The sequence below is a fragment of the Kosakonia sp. Marseille-Q7440 genome (assembly GCF_965119485.1).
The window spans coordinates 382,202-407,902 of record NZ_CBCPLT010000001.1 but is presented as its reverse complement, the minus strand read 5'-3'; the positions used below and the strand labels follow the sequence as shown (position 1 = coordinate 407,902).

Below are 25,701 nucleotides of genomic sequence, written 5' to 3'. Positions count from 1 at the left end.
CTCACCCCTTTTTACCGCCCGGCTTTAAACCCCGGTGAAACTCATTAATGCGTTTCACCGTTTTAATCGCCCGCTGCGAATTGGCTGACGCTACCGACAGGACAATCATCTCCAGGCAGAGCAACACCGTGCCGTGCAGCGGGATTTTGCCTTTCTCGCCGCCGCGCGGGACATGGATCACCACATCCGCTTGCTGGCTGAAGCGCGAGTCGACGGCGTTGGTCAGCAGGATCACCGGAATGCCGAGCCGCCGCGCCTCTTTCAGGGTGGTAAGCCCTTCGCGGTGCGCCGATTTCTGCGCCATCATCATCAGCACATCGCCGCGCTGTAACCCAATCAGCTGCTCGGAGAGAGCGATGCCGGTGCGGTTAAGTTCAATAGCGGGTAAGCCGATGCGGTTGAAAAGCCGCGCGCTGTACTCCGCCAGGATCCCCGATGCGCCAATGCCGAAAATCGCCACCTGGCGGGCATCGACCAGCAGTGCCACTGCCTGCGCGATAGCGTAACGATTGGCGGGCGCGGAGAGCACCTCGCAGGTGTGTTGATGCCCTTCGAGGACAAAATCGATGCCTGAATTGACGTCGCAGGCGAGCGCATTCACCGTGGTGCTCATCTTCTCAGCCGACGACGCCGCCGGGCCAAACCACTGCTCCAGCGTCTGCTTCAGATCGCGTAACCCGGCAAAGCCCAGCGCCTGAATCGCCCGCACCACGGTGGCGTCAGAGGTGTGGGTGGCGGCAGCAATCTCCATCGCCGTCTGCTCCAGCACCGCTTCGCGATGATCGTGGATATAACGCGCCACCGCCTGCAAACGCGGTGACAGCGTCTGCACCCGCGCGCGAAAACGCTCGCCGTACACATCCACCCGGCTTCTGGCCCGCTTTGCGTTCTGCATGTTTATTTCCCTTGTTGTGCCGCTGGCAGCGGTCGCCCGGCAATCTGCGACTGCACCTGCGCCACCATCAGGCTTAACGAGGCAAAGGAGTTTGAGATCGCCTCTTCCCGTGAAATCAGTACATAGCGTCCGTTGTGACAGGCGGTGAGGAAATCGCACCAGCCGGGCATCACCGCGTTCATGGCAGCCATCTCATCCTGCGGCGTGCCGCCGGTATCGCCGCGCCATGTCGCAAAGACAAAGTCCGCATCCAGCTCCGGTAGCCGCTCGGCGCTGACATCCATCCGCCCGCCTTCGGGGATGCTGTCGATAAGCGGCGGGAAGCGAAAACCGGCATCCCGCAGTACGCGGCCCAGCGAGTGATAGCTGTGCAGGACGTTGATTTTGCCGTTGTTCGCCTGGATAACCGACACCGTTATCTTGCGGGTATCGATGGTCTTTTTCAGCGCCGCAATCTGCTCCTGATAGCGCCGCATCAGGATCGCCAGCCGCGCCTGCGTGCCGGTCAGCTGCGCCAGCTTGCGGTAGATCTCCGGCGCGCCACCCTGCAGGTGATCGATGCTCACGGTTGGGGCGATCTTCTCCAGTTGCTCTACAGGCGTATTACGGCTGGGCTCGGTAATGATCAAATCGGGCTTCGCCGCAGCAACGGCTTCCATATCGATATCGGCGGAACCAATAAAGCGAATGTCAGAGTTATCAAAGTCGACGCCGGTTAACAGCGCGCCGGAGCGTAAAACGTGGCGGCCATCCGCCTGCGTGCGCCCGTGGCTGGCGACCGGCGGTACGCCAAGCTCAATCAGCGGAATGGTGATATCAAGATCGTGCAGCGAGACAATGCGTTTTGGGTGCTGCGGCACCTTGACCACGCGCCCTAAGTCGTCGGTAAAACTCTGCACAGGCTCTGCGGCGGCGGCGGTGAAACCGGCCAGCAGCAGCAGGGAGAAGAGGAAGCGCATAGAACTCCTTAAGGTTATAAGCGATCGCGCCGCTGCCAGAGCAACAGCAGGAAAAAGGGGCCGCCCACCAGCGCAATCACAATCCCGGCGGGAAGTTGCAGCGGCGCAAACGCCAGCCGCCCAATCGTATCGGCGGCGAGCACCAGCAAACCACCGAGCACTGCGCTGCCCGAGAGCAGCGCGCGCTCACCGCCGCGCAGCAGAAAGCGCGCCATATGCGGGGCGATCAGCCCGACAAAGCCGAGGCTGCCGACGCAGGAGACGCTGGCCGCGGTCAGCAACACCGGCGCGAACACCCGCAGGCCGTTAAGCAGCATCAGCCGCACGCCCAGCCCGGTTGCCGCCTGATTGCCAAGCTGCGCGACATCCGCCGCGCGGGCGGTGAACAGCAAAATAAGCGCCGCAGGCAGCGCCCAGCAGAGCGCCACGCCGAGCAGCGGCCAGCTGGCGGCCTGTAAACTGCCCGCCAGCCACAGCATCGCGGTCTGTACGTCGCGCACGTCAGCGGTGGTCATAAAGAGGCCGATACCGGCGGCGAAGGTCCAGGAGAGGCCAATACCCAGCAGCACAAAGCGCGGTCGGGAGACATCCCGCGCCAGCGCGATCACCAACCCGGCGGCAAGCAGGCCGCCCGCCATTCCCGCCAGCGGACGCCACATCACGCTTACCGCCGGAAAGCTAAACACCAGCGTTAACACCGCAACGCTGGCTCCCTCTTTCACACCAATTAAACCCGGATCCGCCAGCCCGTTGCGCGTCATGGATTGCATCGCCGCGCCCGCCATGCCAAGCATCGCTCCGCAGAGCAGCGCCATGCAGAGCCGCGGCAGGCGCAGATCCCATACCACATAGTGCTGCTCGCCGCTGAGCATCTGCGGCATAAACAGCGCCCGGGCAAGGCTTGATGTCGGCACAGGCAGCGATCCGTGCGAAACGCCGAACAGCAGCAGCCCCAGCGCCAGCAGCAGCAGGCCGCTCAGCCACAGCAGCGCACGCGGGCGCAGCAGGCGGGAGAAGCCGCCGATCCGAAATACACGCAGCCCGGCGCGATGCAGTTGGTGGCTCATTTGAAGAACCTCGCCGCCAGCAGCATAAACAGCGGCGCGCCGACCAGCGCAGTCATCACCCCGGTTGCCAGCTCCTGCGGCGACAGCAACGTTCGCGCGGCGATATCCGCCAGCAGCAACAGCGCCGCGCCGCCGAGCGCCGAGAGTGGGATCACTACGCGCAGATCGCTCCCCGCCAGGCGGCGCACCATATGCGGCACCACCAGCCCGACAAACCCGACCGGACCGGCAATGGCCACCGCCGTACCGCACAGCAGCGCAATGGCGAATAAGGAGAGCAGGCGAATTCGCGTCAGCGAGACGCCAAGGCCGCGCGCTAGCGTATCGCCAAGCGCCAGCATATTCAGTGCAGGTGCCAGCCCAATCGCCAGCGCCAAGCCCGCGGTGGCAGCCATCGCCGCAGGGGTGATTTGCGCCCAGCTCAGCCCGGCAAGATCGCCCGCCAGCCAGGTGCGCATGCTCAGCAAGGTCTGCTCATCAAGGATCAGGATCGCGGCGGTGATTGACGAGGCAAAGGCCGACAGCGCCACGCCGCAGAGCGTCACCTTCATCGGCGTGAAGCCAGCGCGCCCGGCCGAACAGAGCAGCATCACCAGGGAAAAGAGGATAGCCGCGCCGGTGGCGGCAATCAGCGGTCGGCTAACGGCGACATCGCCCACCGTGATGCCAAGCGCAGCCGTCGCCACCACCGCCAGCGCGGCTCCGGCATTCAAACCGAGGATGTGCGGCTCGCCTAAGGGGTTGCGAATAACCGACTGCAAGAGTGCTCCGGCAACGCCCAACGCGCCGCCGGTAAAGAGCGCGGCGACGAGGCGCAGCAAGCGCAGGCTGATTATCACCCGGTGATCGAAATTGTGCGGATCAAAGGCGATCAGCGCCTGCACTACCGTCGGCGGTGCGATGTAGCGCGCGCCAAGTCCCAGGTGTGCAATGGCTGCAATTATCACCAATAGCAGCAGGCCAAGCGCGGCGATACTCACGCGCGCAGATTGACGAACGCTCATGCGTTACTACCGCCCGGTTTGCGAAAGGGCATAAAGAAGGGTTTGCCGGTCAACGGGTTAACCGACATCTGCACATCGACATCGAACACGCGTTTGATCAGCTCCGGCGTGCAGGCTTCGCCTTCGTTGATCACCCCCTGCAAACTCCCCTGCTTGAGGAAGATCAGCGTGTCGGCGTAATTCACCGCGAAGTTAAGATCGTGCAGCACCACAATCACCGTGCGGCCATGATCGCGGGTTAAGGTGTGCAGCAGTTCGAGGATCTCCACCTGATAGCGAAGATCGAGGAAGGTGGTCGGCTCATCAAGCAGGATCACCGGCGTTTGCTGCGCCAGCGCCATCGCAATCCAGCAGCGCTGCCGCTGGCCGCCGGAGAGACTATCCACGGATTGATGGGCAAACCCGGCGGTGCCGGTCATCTCCAGCGCCTGCTGCACTGCGTTTTCATCCTCCTGGGACCACTGGCGCATAAAGCTCTGCCAGGGAAAACGCCCGCGCGAGACCAGCTCAAATACCGTCAGCCCTTCCGGCACGACTGGCGACTGCGGCAGGATGCCCAACTGGCGGGAAACAGTTTTTGTCGGCTGCTGGTGAATCGCTTTGCCATCCAGCAGCACGCTGCCGCCAAGCGGTTTAAGCATGCGGGCAATGGTGCTAAGCAGGGTGGATTTTCCGGAGCCGTTTGCGCCCACCAGCACACTCATTTTGCCGAGGGGAATGGTCAGGCTGATCTCATCGATAATCAGCTGCTTGTGATAGCCCGCCGACAGACGGTCGAGCACGATACCTTGCCCGCTTTCAGGTTGTTCCACGTGTTGTGGCATGTTGACTCCTGCGCCGCAACAGCGTGGCTACCCGCGCGTGCGTTAGCATCAAATAAAAATAAATCTCATTCTCTTTTGAAATTTTGCAGTTTGCCGCTGTAGTAGTCAAGTATCCTAATCAGCTACTGCACTTACCGGACCTCGCAGATTACGTCCACATATTTGAAAAACAGAATGAGCCATTAAGTTATTTATTTTTAATAATTTAATCAACTAAACCTACTGCACGAACTGCCCTCTTATCGCTGCGCTTCTGCTGTAGTGAATATCTCACTTTTATCATTTACTACTACATAAGCCCATGATTGAATGATTATCAATTACAAATCCGAAGCCGCGCACTACGGCTAACGGATACGCTTTATCCACCAGCAATAACCATAAAAAAACGTTCATGCCTGCCGGTAACGCAGGCACGCTTTGGGAAAGAAGAAGACATGGCAGATTTAACGGGTTGTTATACTTGGCAAAAAGGGCGCGCGCGCCTCTCTGCGCTCATTTTAGGCGCGCTCGTTTCACCGCTCACGCACGCCGCAGATAACAAAGAGGGCGACACCGTAACGGTGGTGGCAGGTGCCGCCGCCGATAAACCGGCGACCTCCGGGTATCAGCCGCTCAGCTCCTCCACCGCCACCCTGACCTCAATGCCGCTGCTGGATATTCCGCAAGTGGTGAACACCGTCAGCGACCAGGTGCTGGAAGATCAACACGCCACTACGCTTGATGAAGCCCTCTATAACGTCAGCAACGTGGTGCAGACCAACACGCTTGGCGGCACGCAGGATGCATTTGTGCGCCGTGGTTTTGGTGCCAACCGCGACGGCTCGGTGATGACCAACGGCCTGCGCACCGTGGTGCCGCGCAGTTTTAACGCCGATGTCTCCAGGGTGGAAGTGCTGAAAGGCCCGGCCTCAACGCTGTATGGCATTCTCGATCCCGGCGGGCTTATCAACGTGGTGACCAAACGCCCGGAAACCACCTTTGGTGGCTCCGTTTCCGCCACCTCGAGCAGCTTTGGCGGCGGCACCGGTGAGTTTGACGTTACCGGCCCGATTGAGGGTACGCGGCTGGCCTGGCGCCTGATTGGCGAATACCAGAATGAAGATTACTGGCGTAATTTCGGCAAGCAGAAAAGCACCTTTATCGCCCCCTCGCTGAGTTGGTTTGGCGATAACGCGACGATCAACGTGCTCTATTCCCATCGTGATTATCAGATGCCGTTCGATCGCGGCACGATCTTCGATCTTGCGACCAAAAAACCGGTCAATGTCGACCGTAAAACCCGCTTTGATGAGCCGTTTAATATTACTGACGGTGAATCTGACATCGCGCAGCTCAACGCCGAATACCGCTTTAACAGCCAGTGGACCGGAAAGCTGGAGTACGGTTTCAGCCAGGATAAATACAGCGATAACCAGTCGCGGGTGATGGCCTATAACGCCGCCACCGGCGGGCTGACGCGCCGAGTGGATGCCACGCAGGGATCGACCCAGCGTATGCACACCACGCGCGCCGATCTGCAGGGCAACGTGACGCTCGGCGGCTTTTATAACGAGATCCTTACCGGCGTCGCGTATGAAAATTACGATCTGCTGCGCACCGATATGATCCGCTGTAAAAACGTGAAAGATTTCAATATTTACAACCCCAGCTACGGTCGTGCGAGCAAATGTACAACCGTCTCGGCCTCCGACAGCGATCAGCGCATCCAGCAAGAGAGCTACTCGGCGTACGCCCAGGATGCGCTCTACCTGACGGACAACTGGATCACCGTCGCCGGGATGCGCTACCAGTATTACACCCAGTATGCGGGCAAGGGCCGTCCGTTTAAGGTCAACACCGACAGCAGCGATGAGCAGTGGACGCCGAAATTTGGCCTCGTCTATAAACTCACGCCATCGATCTCGCTGTTCGGTAACGTGGCGAAAGCCTTTATGCCGCAGTCGTCGATTGCCAGCTATATCGGCGACCTGCCGCCAGAAACGTCGACCTCCTATGAAGTGGGTGCCAAATTCGACCTCTTCGACGGTGTTACCGCCAATATCACGGCGTTTGATATTCACAAACGTAACGTGCTGTATAACGAAATCGTCGGCGATGAGACGGTAGCGAAAACCGCCGGGCGCGTGCGCTCCCAGGGCGTTGAGATGGATGTGGCAGGTGCGCTGACGCCGAATATGAACGTGATTGCCAGCTACAGCTATACCGCAGCGAAAGTGCTGGAAGATCCGGACTACGCCGGGAAACCGCTGCCGAACGTGCCGCGTCACACCGGTTCGCTGTTCCTGACCTATGACATTCACAATGTTTACGCCGGTAATACGCTGACCCTTGGCGGCGGTGGGCACGGCGTCAGCCGCCGCTCGGCCACCAACGGCGCGGATTATTACCTGCCTGGCTATGTCGTCGCGGATGCCTTTGCCGCTTACAAAATGCAGCTGCGCTACCCGGTGACGCTGCAGCTGAACCTGAAAAACCTGTTTGATAAGACCTATTACACCTCATCGATGGGCACCAATAATCTGGGTAACCAGATTGGCGATCCGCGTGAAGTGCAGTTCACGGTGAAGATGGATTTTTAAGGTTTAACCGGTAACCCTTCTGCATTGCCCGATGGCGCTTCGCTTATCGGGCCTACAAAACCATCATCGCTGCGCTTATCGGTCTGAGGCCGTTCTTTTCGTAGGCCGGGTAAGGCGTAGCCGCCACCCGGCACCTCCCCGCATTGCCCGATGGCGCTTACGCTTATCGGGCCTACGTGTTGATGCCTCGCTTTTCGTAGGCCGGGTAAGGCGCAGCCGCCACCCGGCACCTTCCCCGTACTTCCGGTTCATTAAACAGTCACCTGCACGCCATGCTTTTGCAGCATTGGTTTCACACAATGCCCGCTTTCGAAACCCGTGACGTTTTTTTCAGGCAACTATGAAAAAGTACTGGCTTCCCTGGCTTATCCTCTCGCCGTCGCTGCTCTTCCTGGCGCTGTTCACCTACTTTCCCCTGCTGCGCTCGGTCTACGACAGCCTGTTTGATACGCGCATGGCGAGCGACAACCCACCCTTTGTCGGCGCGGCTAACTTTACGCGCCTGCTGGAAGACAGCGTCTTCTGGCAATCGCTGCTTAATAACCTGCTCTATATCCTGCTGACGGTGATCCCGGGCGTCGCGCTGGCGCTGCTGCTGGCCGTCGCGCTATGGGAAAACCACCGCATAAACCGCTGGCTGCGCACCGCCTTTTTCTTTCCGATGATTATCCCGATGGTCAGCGCCGCCGCGCTGTGGCTGTTTATCTTTATGCCCGGCCTCGGCATGCTCGATCACTACCTGGCCACCCTTTTTGGCCCGATGAATAACAACTGGCTCGGTCGCAGCAACAGCGCCCTGTTTGCGCTGGCGCTGATTGGCGTATGGAAATTCGCCGGCTACTACATGCTCTTCTTTCTCGCCGGTTTGCAGGGCATTCCCGCTTCCACGCGCGAAGCGGCGGTGATGGAAGGCGCAACGCCGACCCAGGTTTTCTTCAAGGTCACGCTGCCGCTGCTGCGCCCGACCCTGAGCTTTGTGCTCACCACGGCGCTGATCTACTCCGTAACGCAGATCGATCACGTTGCGGTGATGACTCACGGCGGGCCGGACAACGCCACCACCGTGCTGCTCTACTACATCCAGAATCTCGCCTGGGAGACGCACGATCTCGGTAAAGCGTCGGCGGCCACCTTTTTAACGCTGGTCGGCCTGTTCATCTTTTCGCTGGTTAACCTGAAATTACTGGAAAGAGGAGCGCACTATGAGCGTTGAGATCTCGCCTGCCCTCAACTCGACGGCCGCCGCTGCCCGCCCGCGCTGGCTGCGTCTGCGCCACTCCCGTTCGTTTACCCTCGCGCTGCTGATGAGCTGCCTGGCGCTGCTGTGGGTCAGCCCGTTTATCTGGATGCTGTCGTCCGCCTTCAGCACCACCACCTTCGGCGAAGAGATGGCCTCGATCCTGCCGCGCTTCCCGCTGACGCTGGATAACTTCCGCGAGGCGTGGAACAGCGCCGACTGGCTGAGCCTCTATGGCAACACGCTGATTTTCGCCTTCGGCACCTTCTTCGTGCAGCTTTTTACCATCACGACCGCCGGATATGTCTTCGCCTGCCACGAGTTTCGCGGCAAGCAGACGCTGTTCGTCCTCTTTCTGGTGCAGCTGATGATCATGCCGGTGGTGATGATGATCCCCAATATGCTGACGCTGAAAACCTTCGGCCTGCTCAACACCTTAACCGGCGTGATGATGCCCTACTTCACCTCGGCGTTTGGCGTGTTCCTGATGCGCCAGGCCTTTCTCGCCATCCCGAAAGAGATCGAAGAGGCGGCGCTGATGGAGGGCTGCCGCTGGTGGCAGGTGCTGTTCCGCGTGATGTTGCCGATGTCGTGGCCGTCGCTGCTCGCCTTCGCCACCGTCAGCATTACCTATCACTGGAACGAGTATTTATGGCCGCTAATGATGCTCAACGATCCCGATAAGCAGGTGCTGACGGTCGGGCTGGTCTCCTTCGCCATGGGCGCGGAGTCCGGCGGGCAGTGGGGGGTGATCAGCGCCGGAACGTTGATGGTGTGCCTGCCGCTGATGGTCGCCTTTATCGCGTTTCAGAAACAGTTTCTTCGAAGCTTTGGCTTCTCCGGCATTAAATAAGGAGTGCAGTGATGTTTTTAGCGCAAATTTCCGACCCCCACTTTCGTAGCCAGCATCAGAAGCTGTACGGGTTTATTGACGTCAATGCCGGTAACGCCGATGTGGTGTGCCAGCTAAACGCCCTGCGCGAGCGCCCGGACGCGGTGGTCATCAGCGGCGATATCGTCAACTGCGGCCAGCCGGAAGAGTACCGCGTGGCGCGCCAGGTGCTCGGCAGCCTCGACTATCCGCTGTTTGTCATTCCCGGCAATCACGACGACAAAGCGCACTTTCTCGAGTATATGCACCCGCTCTGCCCACAGCTGGGCAGCGATCCGCACAATATGCGTTACGCGATTGATGAATTCCCCACTCGCCTGCTGTTTATTGACTCCAGTCTCGCCGGGGAGTCAAAAGGCTGGCTGACACCGGAGACGCTGAACTGGCTGGAAGCGCAGCTTACACAGAGTAGAGATCGGCCTACCGCGCTTTTTATGCACCACCCGCCGCTGCAGCTCGGCAATGCGCAGATGGATCGCATCGCCTGCGAAAACGGCCATCTGCTGTTAAATCTGGTTGAGCGTTTCCCGGCGCTGACGCGCATCTTCTGCGGCCATAACCACAGCCTGACCATGACCCAGTATCGCCAGGCGACGATTGCCACCATTCCCGCCACCGTGCACCAGGTGCCGTACTGCCACGAAGATACCCGCCCCTATTACGATATGTCGCCGCCCGCCTGCCTGATGCACCGCCAGATCGGCGAGCAGTGGGTCAGCTACCTGCATTCGCTCTCGCACTACCCTGGCCCGTGGCTCTACAACCCGCAGATCAGCTGCCCGGTGGATGAGCGCTAAGAACATGTTAAGACTCAATCAGGTAAGTAAAAGTTTTGAGGGCAATGCGGCACTGAACGCGGTCTCGCTGGAGATTGCCGACGGCGAATTTGTCGTGCTGGTAGGGCCTTCCGGCTGCGGCAAAAGCACGCTGCTGCGGCTGATCGCCGGATTAGAGAGCGTCAGCAGCGGGGAGATCTGGCTCGATAATCAGCAGATCACCGCCCTTTCGCCGCGCGATCGCAACTTTGCGATGATCTTCCAGAACTACGCCCTCTTTCCGCATCTTTCAGTGCGCGACAACATTACCTTCGGCATGAAGGTGCGCAATGAGGAGCGAGCAAGCTGGCAGCCGCGGCTGGAGCGCGTGGCGCAGATGCTGGAACTCGATACGCTGCTGGAGAGAAAACCGGCGAAGCTCTCCGGCGGCCAGCGTCAGCGCGTGGCGATGGCGCGCGCCATCGTGCGCAACCCGAAGCTCTTTTTGATGGATGAACCGCTCTCCAACCTCGATGCCCGCCTGCGCAGCGACGTGCGCGACAGCATTATGGCGATGCACCAGCAATTACAGATAAGCACCATCTACGTCACCCACGATCAGACCGAAGCGATGTCGATGGCCGACCGCATCGTAGTGATGAACGGCGGGCATGTGCAGCAGGTGGGCCGCCCGGAAGAGCTCTATGCGCACCCGGTGAACCTGTTTGTCGCTGGCTTTATCGGCTCGCCGGCGATGAACCTGCAACGGTTGCCCTGCGCTGCGGGCGATGTGCTGCTGGGCGAGCAGCGCCTGCCGCTGCCGGCTCACGCCCGCCATCATGCTGAGGTGTGGCTCGGCATTCGCCCGGAACATATCTCTGATGTGCCAGAAGCAGGCCATCTGATGCTGCCTGCCACCGTTACTCAGCGCGAACTGATGGGCGCGGATTACCAGCTGCATGTCACCACGCCCATCGGCAACCTGCGCTACATCCGCCGTCACCGGGGTGATGTTCCCAACAAAGGGGACACGCTCAGCGTCGGTTTTTCACCGTTTGATTGCCACCTTTTTGCTGCCGATACGCAGCGTAATTTACACCAGGAGAGAGACCATGCATAAGCTGATGCGAGCGCTTACTTACGGTATAACCCTTGCGATAAGTGCCAATGCGGCGGCGCAGGAGAAGATCGACTTTATGTTTCCGGCCCCCGTCGACGGCAAGCTGACGATGGAGATGACGCGCATCATCAAAGCCTTCAACGACTCGCAAAAAGAGGTTGAGGTGCGCGGCATTTTTACCGGCAACTACGACACTACCAAAATGAAAGCCGAGTCTGCGCAGAAGGCGGGCCAGCCGCCTGCGCTGGTGATCATGTCCGCCAACTTCACCACCGATCTGGCGTTAAAAGATGAAATTCTGCCGATGGATGAGCTGTTTAAATATGGCGATAAAAAAGCGGGCGATTTCCTGCAAAGCGCCTTCTGGCCTGCAATGCATAAGAATGCACAGGTGATGGGCGTCACTTATGCCATCCCGTTCCACAACTCGACGCCGATCCTCTACTACAACAAAACGCTGTTTGCGCAGGCGGGCATCACGCAACCGCCGCAGGACTGGAAAACGCTGCTGGAGGATGCGAAAAAGCTGACGGACCAGAGCAAAGGCCAGTGGGGCATTATGCTCCCCTCCACCAACGACGATTACGGCGGCTGGATCTTCTCCTCGCTGGTACGCGCCAACGGTGGCAACTACTTCAACGAGAACTTCCCCGGCGAGGTCTATTACAACGCGCCGACCACCATTGGCGCGCTGCGCTTCTGGCAGGATCTGATCTACAAAGAGAAAGTGATGCCCTCCGGCGTGCTGAACTCAAAACAGATCAGCGCCGCCTTCTTCTCCGGCAAGGTCGGCATGACAATGCTGAGCACCGGCGCGCTTGGTTTTATGCGTGAGAACAGCAAAGGGTTTGAGCTGGGCGTAGCGATGATGCCTGCCCAGTTGCAGCGCGCGGTGCCGATTGGCGGGGCCAGCCTGGTGAGTTTTAAAGGTATCTCAGACGCGCAGAAAAAAGCGGCTTATACGTTTATGACCTACCTCATTAGCCCTGAGGTTAACGGCGCATGGAGCCGCTTTACCGGCTACTTCTCGCCGCTGAAAGCGACCTACGACACGCCGGAGATGAAGGCTTATCTCAAGCAGGATCCGCGCGCGGCGACTGCGCTGGAGCAGTTGCAATATGCGCACCCGTGGTATTCCACTTATGAAACCGTCGCCGTGCGCAAAGCGATGGAGAACCAGCTCGCCGCGGTGGTGAACGATGAGAAAGTGACGCCAGAAGCAGCGGCCGCCGCCGCACAAAAAGAGGCGGATACGCTGATGAAGCCCTACGTCGATAAAACGGCCCTACAGCCGGTGAAATAGGGAATGTGTCGCCCCGCAGGGAGGCGGGGGCAGATTTATCCAGTAAGTACTCACTAACGCAGCAGTATCATGCTTAGCGTCGCCTCGCGGGTTTGCGCATCGTAAGAGAGTGAAAAGGTCTCTGCTGCGGGGTCGCCGGGTTTTCGCCACTCTTCTGCACTGGTTATCGGGTACGGATCGCGCTTATAGCCGAGGCGTTGAACGTACTGCCGCAGCGCCTCGATACTCTCTTTGCTGGCATTCTCGAAAATAATGCTGTTGATGGAGGGATAACCGTCACCATTATGAAATTCCAAATGATACGTCGCAGTGATACGCGGAGCCTGCGCAATCGCCTTTTCAGTCAACGTATTGTAATCCCACAGATTACGCTCGGTGTAGACCGTGGTTTCCCCCAGCCCGGAGAGCAGCAGCCAGAGCAGAAAGAAGAGCACCAGCGCGAGTGAAACCACCAACAGGCTGCCCCACTTCACTATGCGGAAGATTAACGCGGTGGCTGCGTGGGGCTTGTGCATCATTATTTTTTATCCTGCACCGTAGTTTGACGCGTCGCTCTTTGCCTACTCTTCGCGCGCCATAATCTTTTCGATAAACGCATCAAGCTGGTGGCGTTGCAGATAGGTTTTCACCTGACGCTCCCAGCCGGAGCCATCACCGAGCACCGCGCGGCTGTGCGTTGGGGCGTAGAGATAACGCGTGTCGTAAAGGTTCATCAGCGACTGGTTCATCGCATCGATATTGGCCGGGGTTTTCTTGCTTCTCTCTTGCTGAATAGCCAGCGAACGCAGGACTTTTTCCCGCGACGCTTCATTGGGCGTCCACGACTGCTCGCTCAGTTCGCTCAGCACCAGGAACTGCGGCTGATACTCCTCCGCCAGCGCGGCCTGCAACCGATCGTGGCCGTCAAGGATCACAAACGACGCCAGCCCGGCGATATACCACACCAGAATCGGCGGCAGCGCGTTTTCGCGGCACTTCTTGCGCCACCACTTCACGCGACCGGATTCGGCGTCCACCGGATAGCGGCTGAGCAGCAGATGACCGCCCCACCACCAGTCGACCCACTTCACCTTCTCCGGGTTTTGCAGATCGGGAAAATCTTCACTGTAGAGCGACCAGTTCACGCCGATATAGGTGCTGTAGTCGGGCGTCTCAAAACGCCACTCCTCGCGCGGCACTTTGCGGTCACAAACATAGGGTGCCTTCGGCTTTGCCGCCAGCATCGGGCGCAGCAGCCAGCGACGCGGCGGCAACAGCGGAACGGGCGCTTCCATCAATTCACGGGCAAAGTAGCGGCACCAGTGACTGATCCAGTTCTCTTCGCCCGCCCGTTTGGCGCTCTCCACCTCCGCCGAGTTGATGGCAGGCAGCAGCAGATCCTGGCCGGGGTGCTCGGCGTTAAACACCAGCCAGACGCCGGAGTGGTCGTTTAGCATCGTCGCCCAGAAGAGGGGTTCGCCATTGACTTGCAACGCCATGCGGCCGTTGTTGCCGCTCTGCATCTCCATCGCCTGGCCGTTGCCTTCGCGCACCACCAGCTCCAGCCCCTGCCAGCGATCCTGACGATCGTGCAGATCTTTCCACCAGTACTCACTCATCCTCTTCTCCTTACGTCGTGACCCGCAGAGTGTAAGGCAAAGTTGCCGCAGGGATAACTACCAGAATGTCTTAAACCATGGCTGAGATTAAAGGAAAGGGATCTCCCTGCCGTTTATTACATCTCATTACTTTGTGAAAGGAACCACAATGTTACATGCCATTTTGAACAGCAAAGCGCGGCGCGTGGATGTGAGCGATAAGGCTGCGCAAAGCTGGCGGTCGGTATTTCAAAACTATGAAGATCTCTTAACCGCCGCATTCTGGGGGCGAATAAGCTACCTCTCTCAGGACGCCATACAGGCTTTACTCTCCTCACTGCTCGCAACCGATATACGTCCGTGGGGAAAGTTTGAATCCCTTACGTTCTGGCCTAAATACCCCTTTCCTGACGAACTGGATAGCGCTGTCGCGCCGTGGATCAATGAGCATGATAAGTATGCCGAGCCCGATGTTATCCTGACCTTCGAGCACGCCACGCTGATGGTGGAAGTAAAACCGCCCGAGGGCGGCCAGCAGTATCAGCAGCAGTGGTGTAAAGAGATCTATGCCTGGAAAAACAGCGAAGAAGCCCAGCAGGCGCTGCATTTTCTGGCGATCGGCAACTTACCGAAGCACGCTAACGCTCTGTTTTGCGATTTGCAGAATCTCTTCGATGGCGTGAAGTTCTACGGCTTAGAGTGGCGCGACGTTCGCGCCAAAATGGAGCACCCCACCAGCGGCTGGTCGACAGAGCAGGATCAACGCATTATCGCCGATTGCCTGCGCGCCCTTGAGCTATATGGTATTCGCGCGCCGTTGTTGCCGTGGCAGCCCTTTCTTACGTTTATTCAGCATGCCGACCTGTCGGCTGGCTTCCCCTCTTTACAAGGAAAATCCTGATGTCCGATCCCTTTAGCGTTGTTCGCCAGGCGCACCGGATTTGTGCTGCCTACTATCAGCAGATCCTGCCGCTCATCAATAAAACCGCCTCTCGCCTCGAGGCAGAGTTCTTTCGCCGCGATCACTGGAGCTTCAGCCCACCGCCGCAGCGCAACAGCAACCCCTTTACCTGCTGGGAGTGGGATTTTCTGCCGCTGATGGATGCTTCCTTCGTTTTCGCGCACCAGCAGACCGCCACCAGCAAAATGGGGAGTGAGGATTTCGTTGTTGATTTCCGCCTGGTGACTGACAGCGAACTGGCCTGGGAGCAGCGCAACGAACAGTATGGCGAAGATGAAAAACCGCTCGCCAGTGCGTTGAAAACAGCGCCAGAAAATGCAGCAAGCTTCCTTGAAATTTACCTTTTCGCCGCTTGCAAAAAGGGGATCTACGATTCGCCCTATACGCTGTGGAATAGCTACAGCGGTTATCCGGAAACAGACGGTACGGTCACGCTTGCAGAAGGTGAACCCATCAAAGCGATCGGTTTCAGGGTTCAACTCCACGAGCTGGCGCATGACGGCAGCGTTGAGGAGCTTGTTAAACGCATCGAGACTCATCTGGCAATACTTCGAGCGGATAAAACAGCATAATCCCCGCCAGCAGCGGGATCGCCAGCCGAACCGCTGCTGACACGCCTGCATTACCACTGCGATATTTATCGCGTGAAACATCCGAAAAGAAACCATTTACCTTGAAGCCCCTCCCCCCTTTGCTAATTCTTAAAAATTACCTTCGTACCCCCGTTCGTTTCTCCATCTTTTTGAGCGACCACCTCTTTCATCTTTCAGGCGTAAGATGATGATTATCAGGGGCTTACCATGTCCGACTACGATATTCTTCCTAAAAATATGCCCGACACCACAAGCGAACTGGCCGATCGTTTTGATACGGCGCTGCCGGAGGCATCATTTGAAAATGATTATTCACAGCTTACCGCTGATATTTATGAGCTTTTTCTCGACCCGGCGGATATTACGCACCAGCCCTCAGGCCGCCCGGCAAACAACAGCACCCCGCCTGATGAAAATAAAAAACAACAGCTGAGAGATTTCATTGAAGAGGCGTTAAATAAAAAACTGCCTCAGCTGATGGAATTTCACAGGAAGGGTTATAACCCCGTCAGCCTGGACAGAAACGCACTGCAGAAACTTCAGGATATTCTGCACAATGAACGGCTGAATATCCCTGAATCGCTGCGTCAACCCGCCCGGCGATTTGTCGACACCCTGAATGCCGTGGCCGGTTCAGAAGCGGCGCTCTCCCCTGACCTGCTCCAGGCTTCAGACACCGTTCTTCAGCACCTGCGCGCCGCGCTGGATGACCTCAGCGCCACCCGGAAAATCAGCAAGCTGAACTGGGAGGAGGAAGCTGAACAGACGGCGCGCGAAGCGCGCGGGCAACTGGTCACCCGCGCGGCTGAACGGCTTTTCCCGCAGCAGGGCCAAGCCGCAGAGCGCGAGAAAAGCCGCCAGACACTCGACAGTTTACTCTTCGCACAAAGCAGTGCGCTCAGCGCGGAGTACAAAAAATTCAGCCTGCTGAAAGCCTCGCTGGTCGCGGAAAGCCGCCTGACCCGCCAGCGGCTGGCAGCCCATTTGCAGACCCGGGCACACGCATTAATTCAGGGCGCACGCGAAGCACGCCGTGCAGCACTGGATATGCTGCTCACAGAGTCCGGTACCGGGCAGATGCACCCGGAGCAGCTTATGCACTGGAGCCAGGGATATCAGCAGTATGCCGGCTATCTGCGGGCTGTGGATGCCCGGCCGGACACCGGCGCTGTCGAAGGAAACCCGCTGATTACCGCTGTAAACAGGGCGGCCCGTCAGGGCAAATCGGTGCGCGCCAGGCTTGCCGGCAGCATGGTACCGCTGGCGGATGCGCTGGGCTCGGTTGCCGTGCATCTTTTACAGGAGAAGCAGCGCACGGAACCCGCCCCCGCCGATCCTCAGCCCGGACAGAAGAAAACATTAACGGAGAGAATAAAAAACGTTGTCTGGGACAAGGGGCGTAAAAAGGGGCGTGCGGTCAGGGCAACCTCCGCGTGGCTGGCACAGTCTGCCGGGGGGACAGTCAGCCGCGCAGCCTTTCGCACAAAGCATACCCTGCAGCGGACGCCGCCCCTCAGCGAAGGCACCCGCCAGGCCATCAGCAATACCGCCCTGCTTCTGCTTGATGAGATTCAGCAGGCAGAGCGGCGTCTCAGACTCCTGCCGGGCTATGCCTGGGTACGCCAGGAGGCGGTACAGCAGCAACTGCTGCTCAGCCGGGAGATCGCCGATCCCCATGAATCAGCGTTAATGGATGAAGTGGTTTCCCGGCGACTTGCCCTGGAGAGCGACCACTGGCAGCAGATCGCGGATAATGCCGCCCGACAAATAGAAGCGCTGCTCTCTCCCCTCACCCGCCTCGCGGAAACGACGTGGTTCAATGAATTTTACTTTGCTCTGAGCGATGAGTTGCGGGCCCGCCCGACGCCTGGAAGCGCTGAAGCAATTTCGCGCATGGATGAAACAGTGATCCAGGCCACCGAACAGCTGGCCGGTCTCGGGCGTCAGCTGAACGCCGCCGCCGTGCGGCTGAGCGGCCACGGGCATGAAGGCGGAAAAGCATTGCAGGAAAAGGCCGGGCACTGGCTGATGACGCTGAAAACCCTGAAGAGCCAGGTCAAAACGCAGGCCATTCAGCTCACCGGCCAGGCACCGGATAACTTCTCCCGCAGCGGCATGCTGGCCCGCGGCATCGCAGAGTGGGCGCAGACGCTCCGCCAGGATTATCTTGCGGGCCTGACGGGCGATGAACGCACCCGCGCGAACGTACTCTTCGATCAACTACTCACTGAGCTGCTCAGCGGGCACCGCCAGCACTTTGCAGGACCTGACGATCCGCAGGCAGAGAGCCTGCTGAAACGCGTCGCCATTGCGTTAAAACATACCGCAGAAGGGACAACGGTCTATCCGCCGACGGCGGAGGAGATCCTGGCGGGAACCCGCACTATCTCCGCAGATGTCCAGCACTGGGCGGAGAAAAAGATCCTCACCGGTGCGCTGTCAGCGGCGATTTCAGGCGGCCTGAAACTGCTGACCGGGCCGGTTTCCCTGCCCGTACGCATCGCTCTGCGCGGCGCGAAAACCGGCTGGACGCTGAACAGAAACTTCCGGGCGATGAACCGGGTGCGGCTCGGTGAAGGGCCGGCAAGCGAGCGTGTGAAAAACCGGCTGTTTCATCAGGAGATGTCGAAGCTGGCCTTTCGGCTGACACTCTCGTTATCCCCGGCCGGGGGCTATGGCGTGGCCGCCACGCTTGTCGGTAGCCAGATGATTAAGGGCCAAAAAACCTATGCCCAGGCGCTGGCAAAAAAAGTGGTGGTCGACCTGCCGCAGGAAGCACTGTGGTACGGACTTGCGTATGGTGGCTACGCCGGAGTCAACGCCGTGGTGCGGGCCAGCGCGGAGCGCGCGATGCAGAAAGCCCTGGAGCAGGCGGCTCATGCGCGACGCGAGAGAATTAACCACCTGATACAGCAGTTCAGCCTGATGGATGTACAGGAAGAAGAGGTTTCAGAGTCAGAGGAATTAGCAGACGACACCGAAACTGAATTAAGCGCAGAAACCGTTGACGAGGCCATCACCGAAGACAGAGATGCCAGTGAAGAGAAGGCGGTAGAAACAACCGCCGCAGAAGGTGAAACGCCTGCGACTGCCACCATCGATCAGGCCACGAAAAATAAGAAAAAAGTGCCGTTATTATCCCGCAGCAGCCGGGTAAAAAGATTTGCGCCTGGCGGCGTCCCCCCCAAAGCGGGTATCCCGTCAACCTCCACCTCTGTTACGCCAGATAATAAAATCCTCGCATCTCAGGCTTCAGACAGTCTAAAAGATCTCGTCAATAAAGTGACTACCAGACGTGGATTCTGGAATCCCAATCTTAAAAATGGAGAGGAAGGGGCGGTTTATAGTACAGGCAGCCAATTCTATATTTATATAAATGGAAATTATTGGCCAATTCATTTCAAAGACAATCAACGAGGTGTCGTCACTATTAATCCCTATGCAAAAGAAAATGAAATTAAAATTGAAGTTCATCTCGAGAAAAAAATCTGGTTAGCAACTGCAACAGAAAATGCAAAAAATAATTACCCGCCTCTCCCCATAGAGCCAGTAACATTGGTATCTGAAGGAGATAAAGCCGTTACGGACCCGGACAAAACTGCCAGCCAAAAGGCAACCTCCTCGATAAAATTATCTGGCAGCACAGCATCATCTGAACTTTATCAACAGGCAAATACATGGCCAATAGACGGTGCTTTTTTTTACAGCAATATGATTCGCGGCAAAGAGGCTCAAATTTATAGGGATAGCGAAAGTCAAAAAAATTATATTTATTTAAATAGTTTATACTGGCCAGTAATTTTAACCGGTAACTCAACAGCGACTATCGTACTGAATAATAATGACCCGCAACAGAAAAAAATCATCAACCTAAGAAAAATCAATCAACAATGGGGACTGGCGCAGCCATTCAACTCAAGCCCACTGCCAGTAAAAACAATGGGTAATTTTAGTATAGAAGCCTATATCAACGCTTTTTTCGATATTAAAAGGGCCGCCAAGGTCACATCTGAACAATTACAAAATTCAGACGATGGGTTATTTCTCGATAAATCTACCAGTCAACATTACATACAGGCAAACGGATATTACTGGTATGTCAACTCTATAGACCTTCGTGGCGCTGAAGAGCTGGACACCTGGAAAATACATGAAGCGGGAGGGCGTGAGCACTTAAACATAATTTTTAATGACGCACTTGGTGCATGGATCCCGCTGCAAACAACGGAAGACGAGTATGAAACAGACAACAATATAACACCTAATGTATTATCGGCAGATATAATTGACGAGATGAAAAAATGGGATCTTGATTCATCTGTGCGTCCAGTAAATTCCGGCCCCGGGGAAGAAGGCAAAGTTTATCAAGATAAAACCGGCAACTATTATATTTATTTGCAAAACCGATACTGGCATTTCAGCTGGTTAAAAATTAATGTAGGCGGTGTAACCATCACCACCAGTGGCGTGCGTAAATTTATCATCTTGAGGAAATATGATAATGAATGGCAATATTTTGACGAAGAAAACATAAAAGAAAGCTTCAACCTTGGCGGCTTGCTAGATGATATCAGCGATGCTTTTGTTGATAAAGAGACAGAAGCCGCTCTGGATTCACTATTATGGAGTTCTGGCTTCATCTCGCTGGACAACTTCCTCCAGGACTTACAGAAAATACTTGAGAATGCATTTTATCGGCTCTATGAACAACCGAGCAGTGATGAACTCCGTAATATTATCTTACTAAGTAACAGCGTGTCTGACTTACAAAAGTCTCTTGCTTATTATTCCCCGGACAATGCCGATGAAAAAAATATTTATAAGTGGAATGAAGATCTTCTCGCGCTTTATACTGAAGAATTTTCAGGCAAGGAAGAGCAGAGCAGCTATATTTATGCCGCACGGCAGGCTCGTGTTGCAGCAGAAGAAGCAAAAAAGAGGGTTGCACAATCCGGCACTGAAAAAATCGATCAGCAGCTTAAAGAAAACATCGATGAACTCGCTAAGCTAAAAGATAAGTGGTTTTACTGGGCTACGTTACCAGAAACGCTTTCATTGGATTATAATGTTCAAATAGCCCAATCACATTTAGATTCATTGAAGCCGTTAATCGATGCACTTGAAATTAAAATTAAACAACTTAACACATTAAAAAAGCAATTATCAGAGAGTAGAACTGAGTATCAAAAAGCCATAGACAATTATGAAAAAAACTATCGACTTATAAATAATGGGATCGATTTAGCTAAAAGCTTACTCGCAAATGAGCGGAAAAATGCAGGAATCAATGACAACCTAAAAATAAAAAAATCAGTAATGATTTATCTCACCTTGCAAAAAATTGCCATCAGGAATTCGGCTGTAGACGCTTATACAGAAGTTGAACGCGATCAGTTAAAGATATTGAGCGTAGCACAAACAATGATAAATCAACTCATCGAACGTCAGTCTTTGAGTGAGGAATTAATAGAAAAAATACACGAATCATCAGTTAGGTTTCCTCCTCTGAAGCACAGCTATCAGGATATAGAATGGAGTAATACCGAAGCAGAGAGGATTTATAATGAAAAATTCCCAGCCGATGATAATGAAGAAGCGAACCAACTGTTAGCTCCTTTACTCTATTGGTTACTAAAAAACAAAAGAGATTACAACGCACTGAGAGCGGAAGATATTGATACTATTATTGACGCTTACTACACAGACGCCTATTCATTAAACCCGCTCAAGCAAATTAAAAAAATGCCTCCAGGTTATACACCATTGGCACATTTATTAGGTCGCGAATACTTCACCTCAGATAGTGATTATTACCAGCAATTTATCGACTACAAAGAAAACTTTAGCACTTATGAAGCCAGTGAGAATGCTAAAAATTTACTTTTAGCATCCGATCTTTCTTTAAATGAAATATCATCCAAAGTCAAAAAACGTTTCTATTTTAACGTACTCCAATCCACCGATGTTTATGACACACACGAAGGCGGGATTTTATTTATTGAACTAGATGATGGCCGCTGGGTATTCTTCTCTCTTTTCCCTGAGTCTCTTTTTAGCCGGATATTCTCTCGTGAAGAGATGATGGCAAATATCTGGTTAAAAACCATAGCCACCCTTACTCCAGAACAAACACACTATCACGGCATACAGTCCGTTTTCCTGGAATCTTTTTTTATTAAAAACTTCGACCCTAAGAATAAGAATATATTAACAGGCAAATACCACAAAATTGAAGCAAGGAAGAAGAAAGAATTTGAAGATTTCATCGTTAATACTTTATACAAAAGTAGCGATGATATTACTTACACCAACCCTTTTAAAGATCGCGCATACTATGGATTGACCTATGATTTTTCACTTAATTCTGAGCAGCCACAGGAAACGCTATTAGAGACTCTGAATAAAGCTTTCCGTGATGTACTTAATCGCTCCGCTACTAATCGTAAAACAGCGTTATACCAATCGACAATGTTTCAGAAAATAGCTGATATAGTGGTTCCATTTTATGCGGAGATACGGGGGGCAATAAATGACCCTGAATATAATGTTAACGCTACGTCCATTATGTTAGATGTCATTGGGGTATGCTTTGTCGCATCTCAGGCGGGAACTAAAGCTTCAGCATTGCTTAAAAATGCAAAACAGATTGGGCAAATCATTGGTGAAGGCACAAAAAAAGGTTTCGCGGGAAGAGGGTTACAAAAATATGTCATTAAAGAGATGGGAAAAGAGGGACTTATCAACGCAGCACAGTTGTCAAAAATAAGCGTCAACGCTCTCCTGGATCTTGTCTTACCGATTAATGTCGAAAGTTTATTAAAAAAATCGGCACCCAAAAAGAACTTACTGTCAGCTTTTGACAAAATCCTCGGCACCACGACGCCTGAAAAAACAACGAGAAGAGGGATTGATAGTAAATACATTAATAAAGAAATATCTTTTGACGATTTAACGCCGACTACAGAACACGGTGTCAATGTTTATATATCCCGGGCAAATGGCGAGGGTAAAGATAATTACTATATTAAATCCGATGAAAACATTTATCAGATTCGCTGGGATGATTATGCGCAAACATGGCGAACCGTTGATCCCAAAAACCCGGGTCGATTTAGTTATGGTGAACCGATTGTCTTTGAGGATGGAAAATGGGTGATAAATAAAAATTACGGTGGGTTGCGCGGGGGAGGAATAACGGATCCAGATATCATTATGGGTGAAATGCCGCAGAGAGAAGATTTTCCACTGGAGAAAGTCAAAGAGAATCTTATCAGCACGGGTGATGTTGATGCTCAGGCACACCTTAATGAACTCAAGAAAGACAGAGAGTTGAACAGCGCAATTCTATCGCCTAATGAAAAATGTGAATCCGTTATTTATCCCGTTGGCAAATATATGGAGGAAAAAGGGTTTACTGATATTCGCTGCCGGGCTATGGCCTTTTATGTAAACGGCATGGATGACAGGCCCGGCAACCATTTCCTTCTTATCGGCACTAAAAAAGGCAGAGATTATGCCTTTGACATCACCGCCGGACAATTTCAAGGTCAATTTGAAGAATTAAACGGCCCTATTATCATGCCAGAAGATCTGTGGGCGCAAAAATATGGCAATGTCACATCTGAAAGAAAGCTGCTTATCTATGCTGACTATCCCTTTAAAGATATATCGGACGCAAAAAATGATTTTAGTGCCTATAGCAAATATTTGTCTCAAGGGCCAAATTGCCGGGTACCTAATGCAAAAGTCATTAAACGCCCCGTCTGGTATTACTCTAAAAAACCTGTCGACGACTTTCCTGCCGCTGCGCCAAATAAGAAAGCAGGCGGGACACCCCGATTCAATCCAGTACGCCAGGCCGCAAGACGCAGTGTGCTCACTACACAAAATGCGAGTGTTAGCTGGGACTATGCCACTGAAATACTTGAGAATGCAGAATTACTGGCTAAAGGACCAGCGGCAACACTTCGCACCGGGCTTCGTCAGGCATCCAGGTACCAGCGAGATGCTGCCTCATCTTCTGGCGCTGTCGATGACCTGTTTTCCAGCAGCCAGGTAATTACCAGCCAGGAAAACCTGCTGCATGTGAAACAGGGTGAAATCCTCGTCTTTATGGAAGTTGCTCCCGATTTAGCAAGCAAGGGGCCACGCCCGATTCATGTGATGGTGAGCCTCGGAAACGGGCGCTTCGCCGGAGTGAAAAATGGCGTGCTTAACAGCAGCCTTGGTGATGGCAAAAAAATATTAACCGCAGAGCAGTTGGGAGAATTTCAGAATGGCACCTTCAAACGCAGGGGAAATGCGCAGTTGCCGGACTTACAGATTATTGCCGGCAGGCCGAAAGGACTGCTGCTCGAGTATCCTTCGCTGAAATCGCTGGCTGAAAATGCCTCGTTAACGGCCACTGACGACATTGATATTGCGGCCACTACCGCCGACATACTCAGCCAATCGGGGGAACTGGCAGCGGAACAGGCTAGCGCGTTTAAAAACGCGCTGGCGCCCATGCTGTCAACCACCGGAACCAGCATTGCTCACCCATCTATAACAACCTTAATGACGGATGCCGTCTCTGTTAACACGCAACAGCTGAAAAACCTGCCCAGGGGGCAACTGGTTATTTTCGATAAAACCTCTGAAGCCTCATCAACAAGACATGTGATGTACAGCCTGGGTGACGGTGAGTTTTTTATGGTTAATCCCAGCCATCTTGATTCAGCCCTGCCTGCGGATAAAGCCATTGTCAACGCAGAGCAATTCTCTGAGGAGATATTTAAAAATCGCAAAGTCTATGCCGGTAAAATTTCACTCACTCATCTTCGAATGAGGTCACTGCTGGGTCAGGACGCCAGTTTTATTATCAGCGGCAGTAAGTTAACCGTCACCGCACATGGTGCTGCATCGAACGTAAATGCAATGGATGCCTCTGAGCTTGCAGAGGTGATTCGGGGTCTGGGACTGCGTGAAGTATCTAAAGTAGAGTGGTCAAAAATTAAAGAGATCGAGCTTAAATCCTGTTTTGGCGCATTTGGTTCATTACCCACCGGGAAAGTTCTGGCAAATCTCCTGAATAAAAAAGTGACGGCTTACCCTTTTTACTTCAGTGAAAAAATGCGTGATACAAGGAATATTTTTACCCGAGCCAGAATATATATGCCGACGGACTTATCAACGATAGACCTGGAGAAGATCGCTAAACAACAAAGTCGCAATCACAATTTATGGGTGAAGTTACTGCGTCTACCGAGAAAACAACCAGCGAAGCGGGTAGTTCGCAGCGCCGATCTTTTTGATAATACACTTGAAGGTATTGTAAAACTGGCCAATGGCGACACGACGGTTGGGCAGTTCCTGAAAGATTACCCTGAGTACAAAACCGGGCTAAGCGTGACAGAGAATGAACTCAATGACCTTGTCAGCGAAACTATTCCTGATGATGAAACATTTGCCATGCGGTGCTGGGATATTCTCATGCTCAGCACCTATACCGCGAATCTGGTGGATACATATCTTGAAGGCTAGTTAGCGGGTGGACGTCTCGCTGACAGAAAGATGCCCTGCGCTGTCGGTTGAGAGGGTAAATTGAGCGGTGATCATACGCAATCCCTGCGGGGTATGAATATCCCAGGCCACACTATATTCGTTGCCATATTCAAAGGTGGCACCAAATAGCGGTAAACAGTGACCTTGCGGAACAGAGAGGGGTTTATCGTAGAACCGCATTAAAAGAGGTTTATCTTTACTGCTGTAGATCTCTACTGCCGTCAACGTTTCACCCGGTTTCATTATGGATAATGCGCAAACGCTATTACCTTTTAAAACGACCGTTGTAGCGGTGCGTGGTGTAAATCTGTCGCCAGACCCAGGACAACCGGCAAGCAAAAAAACCATTGATAATAAAAGATATTTATTCATTTATTCCCTCTCACAAT

At 54.4% G+C, this 25,701-nt stretch carries 17 protein-coding genes; 9 read left to right on the top strand and 8 right to left on the bottom strand.

Going from position 1 to position 25,701, the window contains the following annotated elements:
• Position 1: 1 nt before the first annotated feature.
• The 5 genes from ACWPW2_RS01795 to ACWPW2_RS01775 are packed head-to-tail and all read right to left on the bottom strand — an operon-like array spanning position 2 to position 4,749.
• Positions 2 to 895, bottom strand: a complete 894-nt coding sequence (locus ACWPW2_RS01795) for a MurR/RpiR family transcriptional regulator (protein WP_454121430.1) — start codon at positions 893 to 895, stop codon at positions 2 to 4.
• 2 nt (positions 896 to 897) lie between these two features.
• Positions 898 to 1,854, bottom strand: coding sequence for an iron-siderophore ABC transporter substrate-binding protein (locus ACWPW2_RS01790; RefSeq protein ID WP_454121428.1), 957 nt, complete (start codon positions 1,852 to 1,854; stop codon positions 898 to 900).
• A gap of 14 nt (positions 1,855 to 1,868) precedes the next feature.
• The gene (locus tag ACWPW2_RS01785) at positions 1,869 to 2,921 is read right to left on the bottom strand and encodes a FecCD family ABC transporter permease (protein ID WP_454121427.1); all 1,053 of its coding nucleotides are present in this window, start codon (positions 2,919 to 2,921) and stop codon (positions 1,869 to 1,871) included.
• Complete coding sequence (locus ACWPW2_RS01780) at positions 2,918 to 3,925, bottom strand: FecCD family ABC transporter permease (protein ID WP_454121426.1); 1,008 nt, start codon at positions 3,923 to 3,925, stop codon at positions 2,918 to 2,920. Before ACWPW2_RS01780 ends, ACWPW2_RS01785 begins: the two co-directional genes overlap by 4 nt.
• Complete coding sequence (locus ACWPW2_RS01775) at positions 3,922 to 4,749, bottom strand: ABC transporter ATP-binding protein (protein ID WP_454121424.1); 828 nt, start codon at positions 4,747 to 4,749, stop codon at positions 3,922 to 3,924. Before ACWPW2_RS01775 ends, ACWPW2_RS01780 begins: the two co-directional genes overlap by 4 nt.
• 437 nt (positions 4,750 to 5,186) lie before the next feature.
• Here ACWPW2_RS01775 and ACWPW2_RS01770 point away from each other — a divergent pair, with 437 nt between their 5' ends.
• From ACWPW2_RS01770 to ACWPW2_RS01745, 6 genes are all read left to right on the top strand, one after another.
• Positions 5,187 to 7,331, top strand: a complete 2,145-nt coding sequence (locus ACWPW2_RS01770) for a TonB-dependent siderophore receptor (protein ID WP_454121423.1) — start codon at positions 5,187 to 5,189, stop codon at positions 7,329 to 7,331.
• Between the two features lie 340 nt (positions 7,332 to 7,671).
• The gene (locus ACWPW2_RS01765; RefSeq protein ID WP_312120725.1) at positions 7,672 to 8,544 is read left to right on the top strand and encodes a carbohydrate ABC transporter permease; all 873 of its coding nucleotides are present in this window, start codon (positions 7,672 to 7,674) and stop codon (positions 8,542 to 8,544) included.
• Positions 8,534 to 9,421, top strand: a complete 888-nt coding sequence (locus ACWPW2_RS01760; RefSeq protein ID WP_270221239.1) for a carbohydrate ABC transporter permease — start codon at positions 8,534 to 8,536, stop codon at positions 9,419 to 9,421. The genes ACWPW2_RS01765 and ACWPW2_RS01760 overlap by 11 nt, the downstream gene beginning before the upstream one ends.
• Before the next feature lie 11 nt (positions 9,422 to 9,432).
• The gene (locus tag ACWPW2_RS01755) at positions 9,433 to 10,257 is read left to right on the top strand and encodes a phosphodiesterase (protein WP_454121422.1); all 825 of its coding nucleotides are present in this window, start codon (positions 9,433 to 9,435) and stop codon (positions 10,255 to 10,257) included.
• A gap of 4 nt (positions 10,258 to 10,261) precedes the next feature.
• Positions 10,262 to 11,335 (top strand): ABC transporter ATP-binding protein, encoded by a 1,074-nt coding sequence (locus ACWPW2_RS01750; protein ID WP_454121421.1) that lies wholly within the window; start codon positions 10,262 to 10,264, stop codon positions 11,333 to 11,335.
• Positions 11,328 to 12,638, top strand: coding sequence for an ABC transporter substrate-binding protein (locus tag ACWPW2_RS01745; RefSeq protein WP_454121420.1), 1,311 nt, complete (start codon positions 11,328 to 11,330; stop codon positions 12,636 to 12,638). The genes ACWPW2_RS01750 and ACWPW2_RS01745 overlap by 8 nt, the downstream gene beginning before the upstream one ends.
• 53 nt (positions 12,639 to 12,691) lie before the next feature.
• On the opposite strand, the gene ACWPW2_RS01740 is transcribed toward ACWPW2_RS01745, so the two are convergent.
• Both ACWPW2_RS01740 and ACWPW2_RS01735 read right to left on the bottom strand, forming a co-directional pair.
• Entirely contained in the window at positions 12,692 to 13,156 is a 465-nt protein-coding gene (locus ACWPW2_RS01740) for a hypothetical protein (protein ID WP_454121419.1), read from the bottom strand.
• 42 nt (positions 13,157 to 13,198) lie between these two features.
• On the bottom strand, positions 13,199 to 14,236 hold the full coding sequence (locus ACWPW2_RS01735; RefSeq protein ID WP_454121418.1) for a hypothetical protein: 1,038 nt from the start codon (positions 14,234 to 14,236) through the stop codon (positions 13,199 to 13,201).
• A 148-nt stretch (positions 14,237 to 14,384) separates the two neighbouring features.
• On the opposite strand from ACWPW2_RS01735, the gene ACWPW2_RS01730 reads away from it, so the two are divergent.
• The 3 genes from ACWPW2_RS01730 to ACWPW2_RS01720 all read left to right on the top strand — a co-directional run bounded on the left by ACWPW2_RS01730 (position 14,385) and on the right by ACWPW2_RS01720 (position 25,291).
• The gene (locus ACWPW2_RS01730) at positions 14,385 to 15,116 is read left to right on the top strand and encodes a hypothetical protein (protein ID WP_454121417.1); all 732 of its coding nucleotides are present in this window, start codon (positions 14,385 to 14,387) and stop codon (positions 15,114 to 15,116) included.
• On the top strand, positions 15,116 to 15,748 hold the full coding sequence (locus tag ACWPW2_RS01725; protein ID WP_454121416.1) for a hypothetical protein: 633 nt from the start codon (positions 15,116 to 15,118) through the stop codon (positions 15,746 to 15,748). Before ACWPW2_RS01730 ends, ACWPW2_RS01725 begins: the two co-directional genes overlap by 1 nt.
• A gap of 228 nt (positions 15,749 to 15,976) precedes the next feature.
• Entirely contained in the window at positions 15,977 to 25,291 is a 9,315-nt protein-coding gene (locus tag ACWPW2_RS01720; protein WP_454121415.1) for a hypothetical protein, read from the top strand.
• Here ACWPW2_RS01720 and ACWPW2_RS01715 read toward each other — a convergent pair whose 3' ends face one another.
• Positions 25,292 to 25,684 carry a putative T6SS immunity periplasmic lipoprotein gene (locus tag ACWPW2_RS01715; protein WP_454121414.1) on the bottom strand — a complete coding sequence of 131 codons (393 nt, stop codon included), beginning with the start codon at positions 25,682 to 25,684 and terminating at the stop codon, positions 25,292 to 25,294.
• Positions 25,685 to 25,701 lie beyond the last annotated feature (17 nt).

Excerpts from the sequence above, each read along its gene's own strand:
- ACWPW2_RS01735 (WP_454121418.1), bottom strand. The coding sequence starts at position 14,236 with ATGAGTGAGTACTGGTGGAAAGATCTGCACGATCGTCAGGATCGCTGG.
- ACWPW2_RS01760 (WP_270221239.1), top strand. The coding sequence starts at position 8,534 with ATGAGCGTTGAGATCTCGCCTGCCCTCAACTCGACGGCCGCCGCTGCC.
- ACWPW2_RS01770 (WP_454121423.1), top strand. The coding sequence starts at position 5,187 with ATGGCAGATTTAACGGGTTGTTATACTTGGCAAAAAGGGCGCGCGCGC.
- ACWPW2_RS01780 (WP_454121426.1), bottom strand. The coding sequence starts at position 3,925 with ATGAGCGTTCGTCAATCTGCGCGCGTGAGTATCGCCGCGCTTGGCCTG.
- ACWPW2_RS01740 (WP_454121419.1), bottom strand. The coding sequence starts at position 13,156 with ATGATGCACAAGCCCCACGCAGCCACCGCGTTAATCTTCCGCATAGTG.
- ACWPW2_RS01720 (WP_454121415.1), top strand. The coding sequence starts at position 15,977 with ATGTCCGACTACGATATTCTTCCTAAAAATATGCCCGACACCACAAGC.
- ACWPW2_RS01725 (WP_454121416.1), top strand. The coding sequence starts at position 15,116 with ATGTCCGATCCCTTTAGCGTTGTTCGCCAGGCGCACCGGATTTGTGCT.
- ACWPW2_RS01715 (WP_454121414.1), bottom strand. The coding sequence starts at position 25,684 with ATGAATAAATATCTTTTATTATCAATGGTTTTTTTGCTTGCCGGTTGT.
- ACWPW2_RS01765 (WP_312120725.1), top strand. The coding sequence starts at position 7,672 with ATGAAAAAGTACTGGCTTCCCTGGCTTATCCTCTCGCCGTCGCTGCTC.
- ACWPW2_RS01785 (WP_454121427.1), bottom strand. The coding sequence starts at position 2,921 with ATGAGCCACCAACTGCATCGCGCCGGGCTGCGTGTATTTCGGATCGGC.
- ACWPW2_RS01795 (WP_454121430.1), bottom strand. The coding sequence starts at position 895 with ATGCAGAACGCAAAGCGGGCCAGAAGCCGGGTGGATGTGTACGGCGAG.
- ACWPW2_RS01790 (WP_454121428.1), bottom strand. The coding sequence starts at position 1,854 with ATGCGCTTCCTCTTCTCCCTGCTGCTGCTGGCCGGTTTCACCGCCGCC.
- ACWPW2_RS01750 (WP_454121421.1), top strand. The coding sequence starts at position 10,262 with ATGTTAAGACTCAATCAGGTAAGTAAAAGTTTTGAGGGCAATGCGGCA.
- ACWPW2_RS01745 (WP_454121420.1), top strand. The coding sequence starts at position 11,328 with ATGCATAAGCTGATGCGAGCGCTTACTTACGGTATAACCCTTGCGATA.
- ACWPW2_RS01775 (WP_454121424.1), bottom strand. The coding sequence starts at position 4,749 with ATGCCACAACACGTGGAACAACCTGAAAGCGGGCAAGGTATCGTGCTC.
- ACWPW2_RS01730 (WP_454121417.1), top strand. The coding sequence starts at position 14,385 with ATGTTACATGCCATTTTGAACAGCAAAGCGCGGCGCGTGGATGTGAGC.
- ACWPW2_RS01755 (WP_454121422.1), top strand. The coding sequence starts at position 9,433 with ATGTTTTTAGCGCAAATTTCCGACCCCCACTTTCGTAGCCAGCATCAG.